Below are 18,296 nucleotides of genomic sequence, written 5' to 3' on the forward strand. Positions count from 1 at the left end.
CTCGTTCGCCTGTCAAGTTCTCAATTGTCTAATCGCTTATTATCTAGAGCTCGGCACACTCTTTGGTCTGCTTGATCTTCTTAATGATCTGGAAAGCCTCTTTTGTATGTTGTGAGAATCGTTACGCCTCCGCTTGCCGGAGCTGGGAGAGGCAAGGTAGGTATCATAAGAACACAAAAAATGCACTTACCTAGAATAGGTAAGTGCATTTTTTTATCGCTTCACTTATATCACTTAAAAAGGATTCAGAACATGATAAAACACGTTTGGCGAGGCCATACGGTAATAATGACTGCACCATCCGACACCTTTATGGTTGAAGCGGTTCGTTGTGCTGTACACTAAACGTTCCTGCTCCAGTTCTTCGATGCTCGTAATTCGTCCCTTTACATAGTCAAGAATTCTGACTGATGCGGTATCCAAACGGTTGATGACACCACCATAGCGAATGTCGATCACTTCCCAGCCGAAGGGCTTGAACATCCGAAGCCACTGCGATCGGTGTGCGGCACGTAGTTCTTGAACTGCTTTCGAAATGGCGGGCAGTACGTTCGTTCCTATATGTCTCAGTGAATCGGTATCATTAGCGTCATAGGCTTGCTTTAATAAGATACCGATCTCGCTTTTGCGTTTCAACACGGCGCTAAGCTTCTCCGGCATTTCAAACAGATAATCAAGCTCTGCGTCGTTGTCGCGTTTTTCACGTATTCTTTGCTCTAACTCGGCATAGTGGTCTGCTAGACTCAGACCTTCAATTTGCTTGTCGAACAACCCAAGGAGCACATCTTGGTACAGCAAAAATTTCGAAGGGTTGCTTTGTTTGGCGTTGTTTGGCTCCTGCCCAGGGATTTCGTCCAGATCCTTCAGCTGCAGGAATGTATCCATCTCAATTCCCGTACAGAATTTAACTCGCTCCGCTAGCTGAGCTTGCGTTGGTTTTTGTTCCGAGTAAGCGTGTTCGGCATAGAGCTGCAAACCAAGCAGCGCAGCGAACGGATTTCCCTCATTGCCGTCGTCTCCCCACATGGTCGCGTACACCTCGCGGATGCCTTCCTGCTTGCATACTTGCAATGCGACATCCGAAGCGTTCAAGGATAGTCCGTAGTTCACGCCGAACGTGTTGAAAATCCACACCGCTCCCGCGAATACCAGATTGCAGCCGAGCGGTCGGTGATTGGCAATCACCTTCTCGTAATCCTCTGGCTCCATATGGACGTAGTCCCAATACACCATATCAACGTCTTTGGGGATACGGCGAGCCATGTCCTCAGGAATGGAGGTTTCCTTATCGTAATACTCGTCGCCGTTTCCGGAAGCGAGCTTCAAGAACATATCGCTCCACATCATAGGTTTCAGACCACGCTTACGAACGGCTTCCAGTACCTTATCTAAATGCGCAATCATAATATTAAAACGGCTCTCGTAACCGTTGAGGTCCAAGTATTTACCCCGCCCGAGTTCCTCCGCTTCGTCCATTCCGACATGAATCTTCTTGCTGCGGAACGGTGCACTTGCTGCCTCGATCATCCGCTCAATCAGAGAATCCGTCTGTTCGCTTCCGACCAGCAGGGCGCCTTTCGTATCACGGTAATGCTTGATCGGCTCCCATTTCAGGAATTCCTCCAGATGCGCGAGGGTTTGGATGCTTGGAAAAGCCTCAATGCCGAATAGGTCGGCATAATCGTCAATTTCTTTTAGCTCTTCTTGTGTGTAACGACCTCGCATGTATCCGAAATAAGGATCCCCTTCGATTTCGTATGTATCTTCCATATATAACATAACGGTGTTCATTCCCATTAAAGCCATTTTATTCAACATGAATTTAAAGCTGTCCACCGTAAGTACCGCGTTGCGGGACAGATCGAACATGGGTCCAACCTGGTCAAATTGCTGCTTTTCTCTAATATGAAAGGTATGGCTCTTGCGGCTATGTTGAATGAGTAAGCCAAACCCTCGGAAAAATTGATGCTTCCTTCCGTAACGAATGTAAGCGTGGTCCTGCTCGCGACCGACTTCCAGATCACCTTCCGACGATCCTATGTGAACGGGTATTCCATCCTCCTGTAAGTCAACACCAAGCTCGTGCAACAGTAATTGTACACCGGGCATGATATCCGTAACATCGCCCTCAAAACGTAACTTCATATAAAATCCCTCCTGCATTCATGATTTTGTGAAGGAAACATAATAACATTATAATGTTTAATCTTATTCTAATACTATAGGGAAAACAATAATTAATTTCTGTTGGACTAGACTCCAATCGCTGACCTAAGGAATAAATAACTTAGATACAGAGCAACTGTGGAGGAATCTAATTTTTTTAATAAGAAAGAGCGCTGCTATCCGGCAGCGCTCAACGTCCATTATTCTATACTAATTCTTTCCCCTGTTTCTGCTGATACTTCTATGGCAGTTATCAATCGATGCAAATACGAAGCATGATGAAAATCTGGGGTTTCATTTGTATTCAGTAGTATATCTTTAGCGAAGGATTGGTGTGCTCTACATACATTTGTGAAAGGCACTTCTTTATTGTCTTCTAGTAGAACAGTAAAGTCATCATTTTGACTGGTGGTAATAATTTGTGTTGAATCATATTTAGCTAACGAAATACTCAACCCGCCATATTGCGGATGTCCGATGGATTGATTTTGGTAGAGTCTGATGATCCCTCGTTCTCCTTGTATTTCTAAAAGGAATTGAGGATAAGCCCCACCTTGCAGATGGACGACGACGGGGATATGGTTATTGATTTTTCCGCTAATCAAATATTGATCTTCTATGTTTTTGTTGATCGTACTATCGTTATCTATAATACGAGCCTCTGTATAATGTGTATGGTGATTTGCTTGAACTTCAGTAAAATGTCCGAAAATGAAAGTTACTACATCTAAAGCATGTCCACCATTAATGGTTAATAATGTGGCTCCGTTTCCTCGATCAAGGATATAACTACCGGCTTGATCCACCCAATTTCCTTTTGCATGTGTGGAAACTTTCATATTTATCGATAGAATGCTTCCGATTTCATTGTTATCTATCATATCTTTAACAAGTTTCACTTCATCTGCCTGGCGTGATTGTAAACCAATCGCATGTTTGATCGTGGATTGTTTCAGTTCTTCCATGATGGATTCTACTTCATCTGTACCTACGGCGAGGGGCCATTCACAATAAATATGTTTATTTGCTCGAATGGTGTCCAGCACAATTTCCTTGTGAAAAGGGGCCTTTACGCTGACAATGACCATATCTACATTATTAGATGCGAGCATTTTTTTATAATTATCATACGCTTCGATTTCTCCAATTTGATTAGCTGATTCTTTAGCTGACTCCATATTCGTTGTCGCAATGGCCGTAATTTGATGATGCCCACTTTTGATTAAAGCGGGGATATGTGTAGCACTGGCCCATCGATTTCGAATGGAGCCTCCGATAATGCCTACTTTGATTATTTTGTTTTCCATAGAGAGTTCCTCCCGTATCTTTGTTAATAGTAGTATAATATTTTCTAGATATCAAAAATAATGTTTTTATTTGATGAACGTATCAAATAAATTGATATAAAGAGGATGAAACCATTTGGACATTGAAAATATGAGGGCTTTTATTACCGTTGCAGAACATAAGAGTATTTCACTTGCTGCGAAAGAACTGCTTCAGCTGCAATCCAATATGACAGCAAAAATCAAAAAAATTGAAAGTGAGTTCAACACGGAACTTTTTTATAGAAAGCCAAGAGGGATGGAGTTGAATGAAAACGGGAAAAAACTCTATGCTCAGTTCAAGAAAATCGTATTACTATGGGAAGAAACCAGAAGCATGATGAATGAAGAAAGCCTTTCGCTCAAACTTGGGTTAATGGTAAGTAAAAATCCTACAAACTTCGATGATACAATGAAAGTATTATATGAAAAATATGAAAATTTGACGGTTACCATAAAAACAGGGAGCACACCAAAAATTGAAGAAGAACTCGTAAACGGAATGATTGATATTGGATTTCTAGTGGGAAAGACGGACGTTAAATCGCTTCATTACAAAAAATATGGAACTGAAAAACTAGTGCTAATCGGTAAAAACTTGGATAAGCCGCTTGAGGAGATTTTGAAAAATAATAATCTAATCATTTCTTCTGAAAATTGTTATTATAAAAAAATATTTGATTTATTACTTGAAGATCGTCAGGTAATTAGATCGGATTTTGTTCAAATTGCTGCCTTGGAATCTATGATTAACATGTGTCAACTTGGAATGGGGGTAACTTTGATTCCAGAATCGGATACGGCTGCGTTAGGAGTAAGGAATTATAAAGTGATAGATCATAGATATTGTGAAATTGAAAAATTCATCTGTTATAGAAAGAACCATACAATTACAGGGATTGAGCAGCAATTAATGAATATGATCGTAACTGCGGATTAATGGTGACCCTATGCTCAGGTTTTGTAAATGAAAGGAGAGATACTCTTGATTCAATACCGAAGTGAACATGTAACGGTATTCCAGAGCGCATTATATCAGACGACCTCGACGGTAATTCAAACGAAGGAAATGGTACTCATCGTAGACCCGAACTGGCTTCCGGACGAAGTAGAGGCGACCAAGCAATATGTAAATACGATCAAAGGGGAACGGGACACTTATCTTCTCTTTACGCACGGGGATTTCGATCATATTATTGGCTATCAAGCGTTTCCTGATGCGAGAGTGATTGGTAGTAGCGGGCTGCATCATCAATCGGAGAAAGAGCAGACGCTTCAAATGATCCGAGAGTTCGATAACAAACATTATATTAGCCGGAACTATCCGATTGAATTTCCAAGGGTCGACATTGTGATTCATGAGGATGGCCAGCAGCTTCCTCTAGGTGACACTACGATGACTTTCTATCTAGCTCCGGGACATACGGAAGACGGAGTAATTACCGTCATTGAACCGCTTGGGATCATGATTGCTGGAGATTATTTATCGAATTTTGAACTGCCATTTATTTATCAAAGCGCGAAGGCGTATATGCACACGCTGGAGAAGGTGGAGCGTATTTTCGCTGATCATTCCATTCAATTGCTTGTACCAGGTCATGGGCAGATGACTGCTGATTCGTCAGAGATGAAGAGACGCTTGGATACGGCATCGGATTACTTAGACCGACTTTGTGAGGCGGTCCTTACGAACAATGAGAGCGTTCTTGATGCGCTGTATAAAGAGCACGCCTTCTTATCCGCCTTTACCACAGCCTGTCACAAGGAAAATGTAAGTATTATTAGAAGTGAGTTCATGGGTGAGTAACTAATGTTTTATGTTAACTTTGATGACTAACGGTAAATTCAAAACAAAGGAACCTCGGCTTGCATCACAGACTGATACTGTGCTCCGGGGTTCCTTTTATATCGTACAATTGTTGTATTACAGCCCTTGACCCGTTACGATCTGATGAATAACCTCCAGGGGAAGCTTGGGCTCACGATCATAGGTTAGCAATCCATTGATCTCCTGCTCCACATCGGTTAGCTGTGTATAACAGAAGCCTTGAACGACTGGAGAGAGGTAAAGTGGACGAATCACGGCCTGCAGGCGCGCCTTGAAATCTTCATCATCTTCTGCGCCTGAGTATCCCCAGCCTTCCCATTCACTCTTCTTAAATTTAATTCCGCCAAACTCAGTCACTAATATCGGCTGCCCTTCATACTGTGCACCACCCACGAATAAAGGATTATTAGAAGGTGAGTATTGGATCGTGCTCTCTACTGTAGCATATCGCTCAGACAGTACTTGTTCTCTCCACTCATAATCGTGAATGCCGACAATATCGGTCGTCATCATCTCCCAGCCATCGTTAAAAATGACCGGTCTTGTAGGATCGAGCGACTTCGTGATGTGATACATAGCAAGACCGTGGTGCTGTTGACATGCATCTGTCTTTGCTAGTGGAATGCCCCAACTTTCATTTATCGGTACCCAGACCACGACACTAGGGTGATTGTAGTCCCGTTCGATGATCTCCTGCCATTCATGCATAAAACGGTTAACGTACGTAGGTGTAAACTGATACGCGTTAGCCGCTTCTCCCCAAACGAGAAGTCCCATTCGGTCTGCCCAGTACAGGAAGCGAGGATCCTCTGTCTTTTGATGCTTGCGCACGCCGTTAAAACCCATAGCTTTTGTCAGCTCGATATCCTTGATAAGGTCTGCATCAGTCGGAGCTGTCAATAGTCCATCTGGAAAATATCCCTGGTCCAACACGAGCCGCATCGTATAAGGATGATTGTTCAGGCTCAGCTTGCCATACTGGATAGAGACCTTGCGCATGCCTAAATAGCTTGCTACTTCATCTGTCACTTGGCCATCCACAAAAAGTTGGAGAGACACATCCAGAAGATTGGGATTCTCCGGTGTCCAATGATATTCTCCTCCACGATTGTTGTAATCATTGCTCAAGCCGATAGAGCCCCACTCTTCACTATGGTTTACACGGATCTTATGTTCTGCCATGATCTCGCCGTTAAAAGTTATCGTGAAGCAGGCCTCAACTTTAGACGCTCTTGCAAGTGAGGTTAATCCATTCACATACAGTCGATACTGAACCTCGTTGCGATCGATGTCAGGGGTAAACTTTACTTTGTCCATGTGGACGGGGTTTACAGCTTCCAGCCACACGGTCTGCCATATGCCAGTCGTACTCGTATAGAAGATCGATTCCGACTTTTCCTTCCAGTACTGTTTACCGCGCGGCAAAGCATTATCTTTGCTGTAATCCTCAGCTCTTACGGTAATAATATTGTTCCCATCCTGCAGCGTATGTGTGATATTTGCGAAAAATGGAGTATGTCCTCCTTCATGTGAAACGACATGCTGTCCATTCACCCATACATCTGCTTTATAATCAACTGCACCGAAATGCAGCAGAACCTGCTTCGAAGTCCAGTCTGCCGGTAGAGTAAAGGATTTACGGTACCAGACCAGATCGTGAATGCCTGTGGCAGCAATTCCGCTCAACTTGCTCTGGTAACAATAGGGTACTTGAATCCGGTCGCTGAGCGACTGCTCCTGCGCATACAAGCGATTCAAATCACCTGTTCGCTGATCGTCCATCTCAAACTCCCATTCGCCATTCAGGTTGAGCCATTGTTTACGTTCCCATTGCGGCTGTGGATGTTCGGGTCTTGGTTGTGGTTGTTGTGAAATTGTTGAATTCATTTGTGAAACTCCTTTCATTAACTAAAAAGTTAATAATAAATAATTAAGTTCACTTTATTTTGCATTATAGCCCTTTTGTTTGTTTTGTCAATCATCAAGTTGTTTAATTAACTTTAAAGTTATATAATGGGCTGGAAAGGAGCTCTACTATGAAAATACCAGTAAGTATCGAGCAGTTGGCTTTCTATGAAAGCCTTGGCTCTGAGACACGACTTCGCATCATTGATTATTTACGGCAGGGGCCGCATAACATTAAGGATCTTGCAGAGAAGCTGCAGTTCTCTTCCGCTATTATAACGAAGCATATTCAGAAGCTGGAGGAAGCAGGCATTGTTCAAACAGAGAATGTACCGGGAATTCGGGGTGTGCAGAAGCGCTGCTCCCTGAAGCTTACGCAAGTAGAACTACAGTTTCAGAACTCTACTGTTCCAGATGAAGCAACGACCTCAGCAACCACTGGTGATACATGCTCGATTCCGATAGGCCAGTATGTCGATTATCAGATCACGCCAACCTGCGGTTTGGCTTCAAGGGACAAGCTGATTGGGATCGTGGATGATCCGCGGTATTTTGCGGACCCTGAACATGTGAAAGCAGGTCATCTCTGGTTGGCAAGCGGATATGTTGAATACAGACTGCCGAACTACTCGGTGTCGACTGAGAAGCTATCCAGTCTACGCATTTCGTTGGAATTGTGTTCGGAGGCTCCGGGCTTTAATGAGGATTGGCCATCGGATATTACATTTTCGCTAAATGGGAAGGAACTGCTCACTTGGACCTGTCCAGGTGATTTTGGTGATAAGAAAGGGAGGTATTCCCCTCCATGGTGGACGGAGAAATCGACGCAGTATGGACTGTTGAAGACGTTGCTTGTTACACATGAAGGAACTTTTCTCGATGGCGTCCGCATGTCTGATCTCTCAATACGTGAGCTTGCGATTGGGAGCAACCAGGATATCCGACTGCGAATTGCTTCGCTCGCTTCGGCTAGGCATCCCGGAGGCGTCAGTCTGTTCGGCCGTGGCTTCGGTAATTATGATCAGGACATTGAAGTGACGTGGGAATATCAATAGGAGAGACGGAAGGCTATTTAGAAGAGCCGTTCACTATCATGAGGTGAACGTATAGTTTGTTTCATTGACAGAATCCAGCTACAGTGATATCCTCCAATCAAATGCTGGGGTAAAAGGGATCACTCTCGTGAGAGGCTCATCCTTGTGATATAAATTCATGATTACCGTTATTAGAAGCTCTTCGGATGAAGAGTTTTTTCCAAATATAAAAAAGTATAAGTCTGGACTTATACTTTTTTATATTTCTTGCAGAAACGGCCGCTGTCTTAATAAGGACAGCAAGCCGTTTCTGCTTGATTTAAACGAAAAGAATGTGATGACTTTGAATCAGCTTCGTAGACGAATGCAAATGCAAATGAATGGTATTTTGAATAAATATTTTTCTGGGGAGTCGATGGATTACCGGCAGATTTTTGCCTTGTTTCTTCCGATTCTGATCGACCAGGCCTTTATCATCGGGTTAAATCTAGTGAATACGGCCATGATCAGTTCGTCAGGGGTGGCGGCGGTCAGTGCGGTGAATATGGTCGATTCACTGAACATTTTTCTGATCAATGTGTTTGTGGCTGTAGCGACCGGGGGGACGGTTGTGGTGGCTCAGTATAAAGGAAGCGGCAATGACTTGATGGTGTCCCGGGCTTCTGCTAGCACCGTAACCTCGGTTGCCCTGATCGCCTTGGGAATTGGTCTGCTGATCATGGGGATGCACAACCCGGTGCTTAATATTTTGTTTGGCTCGGCCTCGTCAGATGTGTTGGACAGTGCCAGGATTTATCTGATCGGGAGCAGTGCTTCCTTTGTGGGCATAGCGGTTGTTCAAGCGGTTTGCGGTGCACTCCGAGGGATCGGAAAGACCCGGGCATCGCTGGCCCTATCGTTGATTATGAACGTACTGTACGTTTTGCTGAACATCGTTTTTATCAATTATCTGAATATGGGTGTAATGGGGATGACTCTCGCCGTGAACATCGCCCGTTATGCGGGGGCTGTCTGCGCCCTATATTATTTGTTCAAAGTGGATGCTACACTGCATCTACGCGTTCGCGATTTGTTTCACTTTCCGCTGTCCATGCTCCGTAAAATTATGTTCATCGGCCTTCCGTTTGCTGCGGAACAGATGTTTTTTAACGGAGGGAAATTATTAACTCAGGTGTTCATCGTCAGTTTGGGTACGTATGCCATTGCAACCAATGCCATCGGATCTTCTCTCGCCGGTGTGTTTCAGATCCCCGCCAGTGCCTTATCTCTAACCGTTGTAACGGTTGTCGGTCAATGCATCGGACGAGGGAATATCGCGGATGCGCGAAAGTTCATCAAATCTTTTCTCGTGTTGGGATCCTGCTCCCTGGCGCTGGTTGGTTTGATTCTAATGCCGTTCTTCCAGCCTCTAGTGGGTTTATTCGATCCTCCCGCTGAGATTGTAGATGATATCTTCTGGCTCCTCTTGATCAATGCCATTGTGCAGGTTCCGCTGTGGTCCATTAGCTTTATTCTACCTTCAGCGCTCCGGGCGGCAGGTGACTCACGATTCACCTCAATCACCTCGATGTTGACAATGTGGCTGTTCCGGGTCGTGCTTGGATATATTCTGGGCATCGTTCTGGGCATTGGCATTCTTGGCGTCTGGCTGGCGATGAACTGTGAATGGGGCGTGCGCGGCGCGATCTTCCTGTGGCGTTTCCGCGGGAAGAAGTGGTATGCGCATAAGCTCATTTAAGTGGTTTGAAAAAAGGGGAAACTTGGGTAGGACCAACAATGGTATAGAAGCTAATCAAGTGAAAGTGAATCGTCAGAGCACCGATCAAGGTGCTCTTTTTCTTTGCGTATTAAGGGAGGGTTAATGTTCATAGTCCCTATTTCCTGGGGAATAAACCTATATTTTAGCAAAATATGATAGATGTCATATGACAACAATGATGACAATGCTCACTATTTGTCGAATTAGCATTGCATTATGATTAGAATGTATTGTTAGATGATGTGATCATCATCTGCAAGTTCCAATGTATAATAGTATTAATTTGTTAATTATGATCTTGAACGTTCTGTCTACCTATTTGGAGCTAGGGAGTGCGATATATGTTTGAGATGCCAGGGTACCGAACATTGGGCGTAATAGGTAATAGCGGTGACATAAAGCTGTACAGATTGATGCGTTACGAGGACGGACGAATGGTTATAGCCAAGACGACATGTGACGAATACCCGGGACCTGTCATGGTTGACGCCTTTCGATACGAGTATGACATGCTAAGAAAATTGGGCGGCCGGGGAGTAGTTGAGGTTTATAGCCTGGAGATCATGGCAGATCGACCTGTTCTGCTCTTACAAGATATGGAGGGAAGCACTCTCGATCGGGTATTGCGTTCACATGCAAATACGTTAGATCTATCTGCCCGGCTCCGTATTGCCGCAGCTGCTGCCGAGTGCCTTATGCAATTACATCGTGACAATATAACGCTAAATGAATTAACCCCCTCTCATCTGATGGTCAATCCCGCCACCTATGAAGTGAAGTTGATCGATATCCGCATGTGTTCAACAGATATGAGCAAGAGTCTAATGTCGCTTTCTATGGATCGACCGGATACTGTGCTTTCTTATATATCCCCGGAACAGACGGGAAGAACAGGTGTGACACCTGATTACCGCTCTGACTTTTATTCATTTGGAGTCATTATATATGAATGTTTGTCAGGGAGGCTGCCTTTCGAGCTTCAGGACGTAGTAGACATTGTCTACCGTCATCTTGCCGGTACGCCGGAGCCTCTGCATGAAAGATTTCCTTCAATACCTCAATCCGTCTCCGACATCGTCGGCAAGTGTATGGAAAAAATGCCAGAAGCGAGGTATGCCAGTGCGTTTGGGATCAAGACGGATCTCGAGGAATGTGTGGCGAGGCTTCAAGCCTCGGGGCAAGTCGAGCCCTTTGTGCTGGCAAGCCATGATATTCCGGAGCGCTGGATCGTGCCGGTTCAGTTTTATGGAAGACAGTCCGAACAGCGAAGTTTGCGAACAGTGCTGCAGCGAGCTTCAGCCGGAACTGTGGAGACGGTCTGGGTTAGCGGAAACGGTGGAATCGGGAAGACATCCTTCATTAAAGAAACTTTTCGAAAAGTGGTTCCATTTGAAGGGTTTTTTGCTATGGGCAAGTTTGACCCCCATCATACTGCACGTCCATATGACATATGGAATCAAGTGATCGATACATTGGTCAGCCAACTGCTGATGGAGACCAAGCTGCAGGTTGAAGTCTGGAAGCTGCGAATTTTAAAAGCATTGGATGGTTATGGGGCTTTGTTGATCGACCTGGTTCCCAGGTTGGAATTTCTTATTGGCCAGCAGCCTTCTGTCCAGCCGCTGCCCCCGCTGGAAGCTAAGGAACGGTTTCATCAGATTATGAACCGGTTTATTCAATTGTTTTTTCATCAAGATCGACCATTTGTGTTGTTTTTCGACAATGTTCAGTGGGCGGATGAAGCATCGCTGCAATATCTTTCTTTTCTGCTCGAGGACAGGGTAACGAAGCATTTATTGGTTGCCCTGGCTTATCGAGATGATCGGGAGATTACGGAGCTGCATCCGATTAGTATTTTGGAGAAAAAACTTGTAGAGCGCAACATAGCGATAAATAGAATACCGCTGAGGGCTCTTGATCTCGCCGATCTGAAGCAATGGTTAAGTGATGCTATGCGATACGAAGCCGCTGATACCGATGAACTGGCTAAAGTGTTGTTTCACAAGACGGATGGAAATCCATTTTTCCTAAAACAATTCCTTCAGGATTTGATCGATGATAAGCAAATAACCTTTGACGAGTCAGGCAGATGCTGGAGGTGGAATATACAGCTGATAACGGAAATGAACGTACCGGATAATGCAGCTGCGTACCTGTTGGATAAAATGCGGATTTTATCGTACCGGACGGTGTTTGTACTGGGAAGGGCTGCATTTTTGGGCAGTCGATTTCAGTTAGACACACTCTCCAGCATTACTGATCTGCCTGTAGAGGAGCTTATGGAAGTACTGGATAGTGCTGTGGAGGAGCGTTTGTTGCAGCCAGTTAGCAGTAGTGATGCTAAGTCGTACAAATTTCAACATGTCCGCATTCATCAGGCCGCATATGCTCTTGTTTCGGAGGACGAGCGGCCCGATCTGCATCTGAAGATTGGTTTACTGCTGGTGGATCGAATGGAATTCAGTGATGACGTGACCGTGTTCGAAGTCGCTAATCATTTGAATCAGGCTGTGCAGCGGATGGAATGTTCCAAGCAGTGTCAGGACTTGGCGAAATTCAACCTGCAGGCGGGCTTGAAGGCGAAGCAATCAACGGCTTACGAGACGTCACTCGAATATTTGCGTCATGCGACGGCATTGCTAGAGGAAGATCATTGGGATCAGAACTACGAGCTCTTCTTTCAAATTTTTCGGGAGAGGGCGGAGTTGGAATATTTATGCGCCCATTTTGATATAGCTAATGATTTGTTTCAGTTGCTGATTAGCAAAGCGTCGACAAATATGGATAAGGCGCGCGTCTACGTGATGAAGATCCAACTGGAAGCGAGCAACGATAACTATGAAGAGGTCATTTCCTTAGGTCGTAATACATTGAAATTGTTGAATTTGAATCATAATTTTAATCCAAACTCTTTACAATTGACTTTTCAATGGTTACGGCTGAGCCGAAAACTCCGGAAGCACCCCATCGATTCGCTCAGACATCTACCTCCTATGACTGATGAAGTGCGCAAAGTGGCCATGTCCGTATTGGTCTATACGAGCAATGCTTGTTTTTTTGTGAACCGAAAGGGCTGGCTCGCCTCCAATTTCACGATGCTCGAATTGACGCTGGAATATGGTATAACTCCAGAGGCTTCAATCGGGTTTATAGGCTATGCGATGTTTCTGTATTATCACTTCCGTAATGATGACGAGACATTCAAATGGGGCATGCTGGCTTGTAGCTTATCGAAACCGTACCCGACATTTCATGCGATGGCACTGACCTCATTCTCGCTCTGTTACAACAGCTGGCGACGTTTTGATCCGGGTATGCTGAACACGTTCACCGAGTATGTCGGCCAAATGGGTCTGGAATCCGGAGATCTGTGGCAGGGGAATCAGAGTGTGTTGATCAATTGTGCATCACTTCTGCAGTACGGTCATCCACTCGGAGATATTTATGATCGGTTGATTTCCCATTCTGGTGATTTTTTACGACATAATAACAGTCTTCATTGTAAGCAAGGTACCATATTTGTTGCGCTCCTGGTTCGATTAACGGGTAATCGCTCACCTAATGATCCATTTGAAATAGAGAATGTTAGAGGAACGGAGTTTGTCGAATCGGTTCATGGGGACTCGTTTCATATGATCGAAGAGCTGGTTTGCATTTATCAGTATTTACCCGGCTATTTATTCGGTCAATATCGGGAAGCGAATGAGGCATTGATCAAATCGGGTGCTATATTGGAGTCGCGTCAAGACCACGTTGACTATACTCTTCAATATTTTTACGAATCACTGGTCTGGGCCCAGCTATACGATGAGGCTTCACCCCGGGAACAACGTGTATATTGGACGAATATGCGAATACGTCTGAAGAAAATGAAGCAATTGGCCCTTCGTTGCCCGGAAAATTATCAACATAAATATTTGCTGATCAAAGCAGAAATGGCCCGGCTGTCACGTAAGAATCGTCAGGCTGAAGAGCTGTATGAGCAATCCATTGAGGCTGCCCGTCTGTACGGTCATATTCATGATTTGGCGATGACGGCTGAGTGCTACGGCAGACACGGTCTTCACCAGGGAAAGCTGCATCTTGCGGAGATTTACATGACCGAAGCGCATGAAGCTTATTTGCAATGGGGAGCGCTGGTAAAAGCAGCTGATCTGGAGCAAAAATATCCTCATCTTCTAAACGTCAAGCGAGAGTCCGGATTGGAGAGCGTCGATTCCTTGTCTGTTGTCATGTCTGCGCAAGCTTTATCAGGCGAGATGGAGATGAGCCGATTACTGGTTACGCTGATGCGTATTATGCTCCACAATGCTGGAGCAGATTACGGAGCGGTCATTATCGACCATGAAGGTAGATGGAATATTGAAGCTTATGGTACGGTGGAAAGGATTTACATCGAGTCCGTTCCTCTTGGGGAAGAGTCGGACGTTGTTCCGGCAGCCATTATCGGATATGCGGCGAGAACGCAAGAGGAGATCGTGCTGCATCATGCGGCCAGCCAAGGGATGTTTGTGCGTAATTCATATGTTAGGGAAAAAGAGCTGAAATCAGTTCTCTGCCTCCCCGTTATGAATCAGAACAACTTAATTTGTTTGCTCTATTTGGAGAACAAGCTGTCACCCGGCATATTTACCCCGCAACGGCTGGATGTGCTTAAGCTGCTTGGCTCACAATGCGCTATCTCGATCGCAAATGCCAAGCTTTACTCGGGCATTCAATATCTTAAGAAAAATTTGGAGATTCAGGTCGAGGAGAGAACCCGTAGTCTGGAGAGATCCATGCGCGAGGCGTCTGCAGCTCTGGCGGAGATTTCTGTTTATGAGGAACGGAATCGAATTGCTCAGGAAATACATGATATTGTCGGACATACACTTACATCCACGATTTTACAGATTGAAGCTGGAAAGCGGCTGCTCTATAAGGATATGGAGAGCGGTGTTCAGCGGCTGAATGAGGCACAAGATCTTGTCCGGCGCAGCCTGAATGAAATCCGGGGCTCTGTTCATATGTTAAGAGAGGACAAGTATGCAGATCTATCCATCATGTTGAATCAACTGATTCGAGAGACGGAACGAAATGCGGGAGTTGTCATCCATACGGCTGTTTATGAACTGCCTGAGTTGATGTCGACAGCCCATAAAAAAGCGATCTATCATGCACTTCAGGAAGGTCTGACCAATGGGATCAGGCATGGCAGAAGTACAGAGTTTCGCTTTAGTCTGGAGCCTGTCGGAGAATATTTGCAATTTAGGCTCGAAGATTGCGGAATAGGCACAAGTAACATTGTGATGGGATTTGGATTGAAAGCGATGAAAGAACGTGTTGAACAGCTGGGAGGCAGCTTATCTATCGATTCCCGGCTTAACCAAGGCTGTCTGCTAAGGATTGATCTGCCGTACCAAATGCGCTGGATTGGGGATAAAGTATGAGAAAGATAAGGATGGTCATTGCCGATGATCAACTGCTGACAAGAGAGGGACTCCGAACCATTTTGGACTTGGAAGATGATATGGAAGTCATTGGCGCAGCAAAAAACGGTGAAGAGGCTTGCGAGATGGTAGAGGCGCTCCATCCTGATCTGGTACTACTCGATATTCAAATGCCTGTCATGGACGGAATTAGTGCGTTGAAGCGAATAAAGCGGAGCAGCCCGGAGACGTTTATTCTGATCTTGACCACTTTTATAGAGACTGATTATATCGTTGAAGGTATGGCACACGGAGCAAGCGGCTATATGCTTAAAGATATGGATGCGGATAAAATGATTGCTTCGATTCGCGATACAGTATCAGGGCAATTCATTCTGCCTGCTTCCGTTGCAGCCAAATTAGCAGCGAGAATGAACCGACTGGCGGAGGATTATGAATACCTGCAGCGAAGCGGAGCGGGTCACATCAAGCTGACCGAACGCGAAGAAGAGTTGGCACGGCTCATTATCAAGGGATTGAATAATCGTGAAATTGCCGATACGCTGCACATCGCCGAGGGTACGGCTCGCAACTATATCAGCAATCTGTATAGTAAATTGGAGGTGGTTGACCGGGCGCAGGCGATTATTCGACTTCAAGCTTTTATGTAAATTCTATGGAAGCCGATCTAGCCGGAAATGTAATTAATTTACTTTATAGAATATAAGACGGACACCAATTGGTGTCCGTTTTTAGTAATGTATTAATAGAGGGCTGCTCTACTCCTCCGCACCGATTCAGCCCCACATGCCAATAAGGATGATGCCGCAGGTGATGATGATGGAACAGACAATCCGTTTCAAGCCCTGCTGCTCTTTCAGGACCAGGATACCGAGGAACGTGGCAAATACCGTTCCTGTTTCCCGTAAGGGGCTAATATGAGCCATAGGCGCTTGCTGCATGGCAAAGAGGAACAGCAGATAGGAGCCCGGATTCAGGATAGCTCCAAGCAAAATCGTTGAACGGTTAACTTGCCACTCCTTCCGCAGTGCCTTGGACCTGAGAACCTGTGGAGTCAGGCCAGCCACAAAACCGATATTTGTCACTTCCAGCAGTGCCAAGGGTGAAATATGCTGAAGGTTCAATTTATCAACGAATACATAACTGGTGGTGACAAGCCCGACACTCAGCGCCATGAGAACAGGTTTTAAGCTTTGTTTTGGAGCCCCTGGGTGTTTGCGACGAGATCCTACTCCGCTAAGGATAATGAAGCCGCTGAGCATAAAGAGAATCCCGATCCAACCAAACAAAGACAGCGATTCTCGGAGAAAGATCACCCCGATGATCGGCACGAGCAGTGTGCTGGTCCCCCGCATAATCGGATAGATCTGCGATAAATCGCCAAGCTCATACGTCTGGGACAATAGCCAGGAGTAGACGGCTTGCAGGATAACAGACAACAGCAGCAGAGCGTACGCACCCCCAGATAGGGGATTGTGCCACAACTCCGTAATTAAGGTCGGCAGGAGCAGAACAGTGCACAGCATCATGATGGACCATAGAAAAACGCTTTTGTTTAGGCTTCTTTTGGTGAATAGGCTCCAGACGGCGTGGGCCATACCAGAGGCAATAACAAGCAATATAGGTAGTAGCATTAGGCCTTCTCCCTTAGTTGTTAATCTTCATTCGAGGAATGAGGATCATGAAGTGGTTGTTCGGTTACAACCGAGTCATCTTCGAGGCGAAGCCATGTGTTAAAATCAGACTCCCCTACGTTCAGACGAATTACCCTCGCACCTCGCATCATACCTTCTCTGCCATACGTATTATAGCCGGTTGCCCGTCCGTAGCAGAGGCGTATCCCATGTAAGGTACCATGGAAATCGTTAATATGGTCATGTCCGCAAAATGTGCCGATAACGTCGCCCATCTCAAGCAACCCTGCGAACAGCCCCGAGTTTACGGGTGAGCAGCAGATGTTTTCGAATTTGTGTCCGTAGCAGATCTGGGTGTCCCATACTTCCTTATATTCCGGAACAGGGATATGAAAGAATGCGAGTGCAGGAAGCTTGCTTTCCCGCTCAGGAGGATTCAATCGAGCCGACTCGGTCGTCAGCCATTGAATTTGATTCCGTTGTATCCAGTTGTAGCCTTCAACGTGCTGAAGCGGAGAATAGTCGCCTGAATCCAGGAAATATAGATTGGCCGCTGGTTTCCCCTCCGGATCTGCAAGCTCTAGTATGTAGTTACCTTCGCCGGCAAGCTCCTCGGGTCCCGCCTGTGCTACGGTATGTTGATGTGATCGCACGACTTGCATGAGCTCTTTACGAGTGATTTCGCTTTCAGTATCGTGATTGCCGAATACGCAGGCCCACGGAATACCGCTTTCCTCGACCGCAGCAACCGCATCGCGGAAAGCTTGCGACGGATTACTGCATTTGGACTCGCCGGGTGCGACAGGACCGGTATAGATGACATCCCCTGTAAATACAACGAGATCCGGCTTCTCCGCCTCCAAGGTAAGCTCCATTAATTTACGGGTGCGCTGATCCTCATCTCTTCCGTCCTTCCAATGAAGATCGGTAAATTGCACAATGGTAAAAGTCCCGTCTTGACGAAAAGATAATTGGTTACTCATTTCAAAATTTCCCCCTCGATCAATCGATGAGATATGGTGTTGATGTTGATTCACGTTATTTCATGTGGTTTCTTGTTGATCTTATTATCAAAATGAGGATCTGTCAATTCATTTTTACACAGTAAAAAATAATGTAATGTTTATTCGATAAACCCCAAGATGTGTGGAAATCGCGTATGTAAAGATCGGATTACGTAACTATGGCCGTTTGACAACAACCAGCATAGGACTTT

Annotated in this window: 11 protein-coding genes; 6 read left to right on the forward strand and 5 right to left on the reverse strand. The window is 45.3% G+C overall.

The window, feature by feature from the left end; genetic code table 11:
* Positions 1-234: 234 nt before the first annotated feature.
* Both MNQ98_RS01790 and MNQ98_RS01795 read right to left on the reverse strand, forming a co-directional pair.
* Positions 235-2,145 carry a beta-N-acetylhexosaminidase gene (locus MNQ98_RS01790; RefSeq protein WP_241931640.1) on the reverse strand — a complete coding sequence of 637 codons (1,911 nt, stop codon included), beginning with the start codon at positions 2,143-2,145 and terminating at the stop codon, positions 235-237.
* A 221-nt stretch (positions 2,146-2,366) separates the two neighbouring features.
* Positions 2,367-3,473: a Gfo/Idh/MocA family protein gene (locus tag MNQ98_RS01795; protein ID WP_241931641.1), complete on the reverse strand. Its 1,107-nt coding sequence runs from the start codon at positions 3,471-3,473 to the stop codon at positions 2,367-2,369.
* Positions 3,474-3,588: 115 nt separating this feature from the next.
* On the opposite strand from MNQ98_RS01795, the gene MNQ98_RS01800 reads away from it, so the two are divergent.
* Both MNQ98_RS01800 and MNQ98_RS01805 read left to right on the forward strand, forming a co-directional pair.
* Positions 3,589-4,431 carry a LysR family transcriptional regulator gene (locus MNQ98_RS01800; protein WP_241931642.1) on the forward strand — a complete coding sequence of 281 codons (843 nt, stop codon included), beginning with the start codon at positions 3,589-3,591 and terminating at the stop codon, positions 4,429-4,431.
* A 45-nt stretch (positions 4,432-4,476) separates the two neighbouring features.
* A complete protein-coding gene (locus MNQ98_RS01805; protein ID WP_241931643.1) occupies positions 4,477-5,298 on the forward strand; it encodes an MBL fold metallo-hydrolase in 822 nt (273 codons plus the stop codon).
* 117 nt (positions 5,299-5,415) lie between these two features.
* Here the strand turns inward: MNQ98_RS01805 and MNQ98_RS01810 are convergent, their stop codons facing one another.
* A complete protein-coding gene (locus MNQ98_RS01810) occupies positions 5,416-7,206 on the reverse strand; it encodes a glycoside hydrolase family 2 protein (protein WP_241931644.1) in 1,791 nt (596 codons plus the stop codon).
* A gap of 149 nt (positions 7,207-7,355) precedes the next feature.
* Here MNQ98_RS01810 and MNQ98_RS01815 point away from each other — a divergent pair, with 149 nt between their 5' ends.
* The 4 genes from MNQ98_RS01815 to MNQ98_RS01830 all read left to right on the forward strand — a co-directional run bounded on the left by MNQ98_RS01815 (position 7,356) and on the right by MNQ98_RS01830 (position 16,096).
* Positions 7,356-8,279, forward strand: a complete 924-nt coding sequence (locus tag MNQ98_RS01815) for an ArsR/SmtB family transcription factor (protein WP_241931645.1) — start codon at positions 7,356-7,358, stop codon at positions 8,277-8,279.
* A 316-nt stretch (positions 8,280-8,595) separates the two neighbouring features.
* Positions 8,596-9,996: an MATE family efflux transporter gene (locus tag MNQ98_RS01820; RefSeq protein WP_241931646.1), complete on the forward strand. Its 1,401-nt coding sequence runs from the start codon at positions 8,596-8,598 to the stop codon at positions 9,994-9,996.
* Positions 9,997-10,358: 362 nt separating this feature from the next.
* The gene (locus MNQ98_RS01825) at positions 10,359-15,446 is read left to right on the forward strand and encodes an AAA family ATPase (RefSeq protein WP_241931647.1); all 5,088 of its coding nucleotides are present in this window, start codon (positions 10,359-10,361) and stop codon (positions 15,444-15,446) included.
* Positions 15,443-16,096: a response regulator gene (locus tag MNQ98_RS01830; RefSeq protein ID WP_208916234.1), complete on the forward strand. Its 654-nt coding sequence runs from the start codon at positions 15,443-15,445 to the stop codon at positions 16,094-16,096. The genes MNQ98_RS01825 and MNQ98_RS01830 overlap by 4 nt, the downstream gene beginning before the upstream one ends.
* A gap of 126 nt (positions 16,097-16,222) precedes the next feature.
* Here the strand turns inward: MNQ98_RS01830 and MNQ98_RS01835 are convergent, their stop codons facing one another.
* On the reverse strand, positions 16,223-17,080 hold the full coding sequence (locus MNQ98_RS01835; protein WP_241931648.1) for a GRP family sugar transporter: 858 nt from the start codon (positions 17,078-17,080) through the stop codon (positions 16,223-16,225).
* Positions 17,081-17,100: 20 nt separating this feature from the next.
* Positions 17,101-18,063 carry a metallophosphoesterase family protein gene (locus MNQ98_RS01840; protein WP_241931649.1) on the reverse strand — a complete coding sequence of 321 codons (963 nt, stop codon included), beginning with the start codon at positions 18,061-18,063 and terminating at the stop codon, positions 17,101-17,103.
* Positions 18,064-18,296: the final 233 nt, after the last annotated feature.

This window comes from Paenibacillus sp. N3/727 (assembly GCF_022637315.1).
In the GTDB taxonomy this organism is placed as follows: domain Bacteria; phylum Bacillota; class Bacilli; order Paenibacillales; family Paenibacillaceae; genus Paenibacillus_AQ; species Paenibacillus_AQ uliginis.

Excerpts from the sequence above, each read along its gene's own strand:
- MNQ98_RS01790 (WP_241931640.1), bottom strand. The coding sequence starts at position 2,145 with ATGAAGTTACGTTTTGAGGGCGATGTTACGGATATCATGCCCGGTGTA.
- MNQ98_RS01795 (WP_241931641.1), bottom strand. The coding sequence starts at position 3,473 with ATGGAAAACAAAATAATCAAAGTAGGCATTATCGGAGGCTCCATTCGA.
- MNQ98_RS01810 (WP_241931644.1), bottom strand. The coding sequence starts at position 7,206 with ATGAATTCAACAATTTCACAACAACCACAACCAAGACCCGAACATCCA.
- MNQ98_RS01815 (WP_241931645.1), top strand. The coding sequence starts at position 7,356 with ATGAAAATACCAGTAAGTATCGAGCAGTTGGCTTTCTATGAAAGCCTT.
- MNQ98_RS01820 (WP_241931646.1), top strand. The coding sequence starts at position 8,596 with ATGACTTTGAATCAGCTTCGTAGACGAATGCAAATGCAAATGAATGGT.
- MNQ98_RS01825 (WP_241931647.1), top strand. The coding sequence starts at position 10,359 with ATGTTTGAGATGCCAGGGTACCGAACATTGGGCGTAATAGGTAATAGC.
- MNQ98_RS01830 (WP_208916234.1), top strand. The coding sequence starts at position 15,443 with ATGAGAAAGATAAGGATGGTCATTGCCGATGATCAACTGCTGACAAGA.
- MNQ98_RS01835 (WP_241931648.1), bottom strand. The coding sequence starts at position 17,080 with ATGCTACTACCTATATTGCTTGTTATTGCCTCTGGTATGGCCCACGCC.
- MNQ98_RS01840 (WP_241931649.1), bottom strand. The coding sequence starts at position 18,063 with ATGAGTAACCAATTATCTTTTCGTCAAGACGGGACTTTTACCATTGTG.